1 protein-coding gene is annotated in these 4211 nt (G+C 72.7%); it reads left to right on the top strand.

What is annotated here, in order from left to right; all coding sequences use genetic code 11:
- The coding region (locus tag ACWD4P_RS37890) for an SDR family NAD(P)-dependent oxidoreductase (RefSeq protein WP_449782778.1) at nucleotides 1-4211 on the top strand (4211 nt) is incomplete at both ends.

The raw sequence follows: 4211 nt of genomic DNA, 5'->3' as shown, positions 1-4211 counted from the left end.
AAGCCCTCGCCATGGACCCCCAGCAACGCCTCCTCCTGGAGACCTCCTGGGAAGCCCTCGAACGAGCCGGCATCGACCCCACCACCCTCAAGGGCTCGGCCACCGGCGTCTTCGCCGGCGTCATGTCGCACGACTACGGGATGGGCAGCGACCTCGGCTCCACCAGCGGCGGCAGCCTGGTCACCGGCCGGGTCTCCTACACGTTCGGCCTGGAGGGGCCGGCCGTCACCGTCGACACCGCCTGTTCCTCCTCCCTGGTCGCCCTGCACTGGGCCGGCCAGGCCCTCCGACAGGGCGAGTGCTCGCTCGCCCTCGCCGGTGGTGTGACGGTGATGTCGAGCGTCGACATGTTCGTCTACTTCAGCGGACAGCGCGGACTGGCCGCCGACGGCCGCAGCAAGTCGTTCTCCGAGGCCGCCGACGGCACCGGCATCTCCGAGGGTGTCGGCATGCTCCTGCTGGAGCGGCTGTCCGACGCCCGCCGCAACGGCCACCCGGTGCTGGCCGTCATCAAGGGCTCGGCCGTGAACCAGGACGGCGCCTCCAACGGCCTCACCGCCCCCAACGGCCCCTCCCAGCAGCGCGTCATCCGCAAGGCCCTCACCGCCGCAGGCCTCACCACCGCCGACGTCGATGTGGTCGAGGCGCACGGCACCGGCACCCGCCTGGGCGACCCGATCGAAGCCCAGGCCCTCATCGCCACCTACGGCCAGAACCGGCCCGCCGACCAGCCCCTCCACCTCGGCTCCATCAAGTCCAACCTCGGCCACACCCAGGCCGCCGCAGGCGTCGCGGGCGTCATCAAGGTCGTCGAGGCCATGCGCCACGGCATCATGCCGCCCACGCTCCACGCCGAGCAGCGCTCCTCGCAGGTGGAGTGGGAGGCCGGCGCCGTCGAACTGCTCACCGAGCCGCGCGCATGGCCCCTCGGCGACCGACCCCGCCGGGCCGGCGTCTCCTCCTTCGGCCTCAGCGGCACCAACGCCCACGTGATCATCGAAGGCGTCGAACGGGCCGAGGAACCCCTCGCGGCCGCCGGCTCGCCCGAGCCGCTGGTCCCCGTGGTCCTCACCGCCCGGACCAGTGCCGCACTGCGCGACCAGGCCGCACGCCTTGGTTCCCGGCTGAGGAACAAGGACGGTCTCCGGATCGTCGACCTCGCCCACACCCTCGCCACGGCACGCACGGTGTTCGAGCACCGGGCGGTCGTCGCTGCCGCCGGACGCGAGGAACTGCTCACCGCGCTCGACCGCATCGCCGACGGCACCGAACCGCTCGCGGGTGCGGCCCGCTCCGGCGGGACCACCGGGTTCCTGTTCACCGGCCAGGGCGCCCAGCGCCTCGGCATGGGACAGGAGTTGTACAACGCCCACCCCGTGTTCGCGGCCCGCTTCGACGAGGTCTGCACGGAGCTGGACCGATGGCTCGACCGACCCCTGCGCGAGGTGATCTGGGGCGAGGACGGTGACCTCCTCAACCAGACCGTGTACACCCAGACCGCCCTCTTCGCCGTCGAGGTCGCGCTCTTCGCGCTCCTGCAGTCGTGGGGTGTTCAGCCGCAGTACCTCGCCGGGCACTCCATCGGCGAGCTGGCCGCCGCGCACGTCGCGGGCGTCTGGTCCCTGCCGGACGCGGCCCGACTCGTCGCCGCACGCGGCAAGCTGATGCAGGCACTGCCCACCGGCGGCGCCATGACCGCCATCGAGGCCACCGAGGACGAGGTCACCCCGCACCTGACCGAGGGCGTGGACATCGCGGCCCTCAACGGCCCCCGCTCCGTCGTCATTTCAGGCGAAGCCGCCGCTGTCGAGGCGCTCGCCGAGCGCTTCGCCACCCAGGGCCGCCGCACCTCGCGCCTGCGCGTCTCGCACGCCTTCCACAGCGCCCTCATGGAGCCCATGCTCGCCGAGTACGCCACCGTGGCAGCCCAGTTGGCCTACCACGAGCCCACCATCCCGCTCGTTTCGACGGTCACCGGCACCCTCGCCACCACCGAACTCACCGACCCGCAGTACTGGGTCGACCAGGTCCGCGCCGCCGTCCGCTTCACCGACGCCGTCCGCACCCTTGCCGACAACGGCGTCACCACCCTGCTGGAGATCGGCCCCGACGCCGTCCTCACCGCCATGGCCCAGCAGACGACCGAAGACACCACCGTCATCCCCACCCAGCGCCGCGACCGCGACGAGACCCGAACCCTCCTCGCAGCCTTGGGCTCGCTCCACACCACCGGTGTGCCCATCGACTGGGCCACCGCCTTCACCGGCCTCGACGCCCGCCACACCGACCTGCCCACCTACCCCTTCCAGCACGAACGCTTCTGGGTCAACGCCGTCAGCACCACCACCGACGTCTCCGCCGCCGGCCTGGACGTCACCGACCACCCGCTGCTCGGCGCGGCGGCGCTCCTGCCGGACTCGAGCGTCCTGCTGACGGGCCGCCTCTCCGTCGACACCCACCCCTGGCTGGCCGACCACCGCATCGGGGACACGATCCTCTTCCCGGGCACCGGCTTCGTCGAGCTGGCGTTGCACGCCGGACGGCAGGCCGACTGCGAGGTCCTCTCCGAACTCGCCCTGCAGGCACCGCTCGTGCTCCCCGAGCGCGGTGGCGTGTCCGTCCAGGTCGCGGTCGGTGTCCTCGACGGCAACGGCGACCGCACGGTGACCGTGCACTCCCGCGGCGACGACTCCGGCGTGTGGACCCTGCACGCCCAGGGCCTGCTGAACGGCCGCGCCACAGCGCGCGCCTCGCACGCCGACCTCACCGCATGGCCTCCGGCCGAGGCCGAACAGATCGACCTCACGGACGCCTACGCCGCCCTCAACGAGCTCGGCTACGGCTACGGCCCGGTCTTCCAGGGACTCAAGGCCGCCTGGCAGCGCGGCGACGAGACCTTCGCCGAGATCGTGCTCCCCGAGAGCGAGCAGGAGCTGGGCGGTCTCTTCGGCCTCCACCCGGCGCTGTTCGACGCCGCGATGCACGCCCGTCTCCTCTCCGGTGACGGAGACAACGGCGGACGGGCGGTGCTGCCCTTCCTCTGGAACGACGTGTCCATCCACGCCGTCGGCGCCACCACGCTCCGCGTCCGGATCGCCTCCACCGGCCAGGACAGCATGTCCCTGGCCATGGCCGACGCGGCCGGCGTCCCGGTGCTGACCGTGGCCTCCGTCCTGGGCCGCCCGGTGGCGGCGGGGCAGTTGGACGCGGTGAAGGCCGCTCCCCCGCTGCTCGCCGTGGAGTGGGCCCCGATCACCGTCGACACCACCGACACCACCACCCCGTCCACCATCGCCTGGGACGACCTCCCCACCAACGGCGACGAACTGCCGTCCGTGATCGTCCTGCCGTGCGCCCCGCAGAACGGTGACGTACCGGCCGGCATGCGGGCCGGCCTCGGCCGGGTCCTGGACGCCCTCCAGGCATGGCTGGCCGACGACCGCCTCACCGACTCGCGCCTGGTCGTCGTCACCTCGGGCGCCGTCGCCCACCCCGAGATCACCGACCTCACCGGCGCCCCCATCTGGGGCCTCGTCCGCGCCGCCCAGGCCGAGAACCCCGGACGCATCACCCTCGCCGACCTCGACGACCTCACCACCCTCCCCCAGATGATCAGTGCGGTCGTCGCCTCCGGCGAACCCGAACTCGCCATCCGCAACAGCGAACTCTTCATCCCCCGCCTCACCCCGACCACCAGCACCACCGAAACCCAGCCGATCACCTTCGAAGCCGACGAGACCGTCCTCATCACCGGCGGCACCGGCGGCCTCGGCGCCCTCCTCGCCCACCACCTCGTCACCGAACACGGCGTCCGCCGCCTCCTCCTCACCAGCCGACGCGGACCCGACGCCCCCGGCGCGAACGAGCTCATCACCGAACTCGCCGCCCTGGGAGCCCAGGCGACCGTCGCCGCCTGCGATGTCTCCGACCGCGACGCCCTCACCCAACTCCTCGACGGCGTGAACCTGCGCGGCGTCGTCCACGCCGCGGGCACCGCCGCCAACGCCCTCACCAGCGCACTCACCGACCAGCACATCCACGACGTCCTCGCCCCCAAGGCCGACGCCGCCTGGCACCTCCACGAACTCACCGCCGGCCTCGACCTGCGCCTGTTCGCCCTCCTCTCCTCCGCCGGAGGCCAGGTCCTCGCCGCCGGCCAGGGCAACTACGCCGCCGCCAACACCTTCCTCGACGCCCTCGCCACCCACCGC

It is taken from the genome of Kitasatospora sp. NPDC002543 (assembly GCF_053594915.1).
Note: the sequence above shows the minus strand (reverse complement) of the source record. Positions and strands in the feature narration are given on the sequence as shown.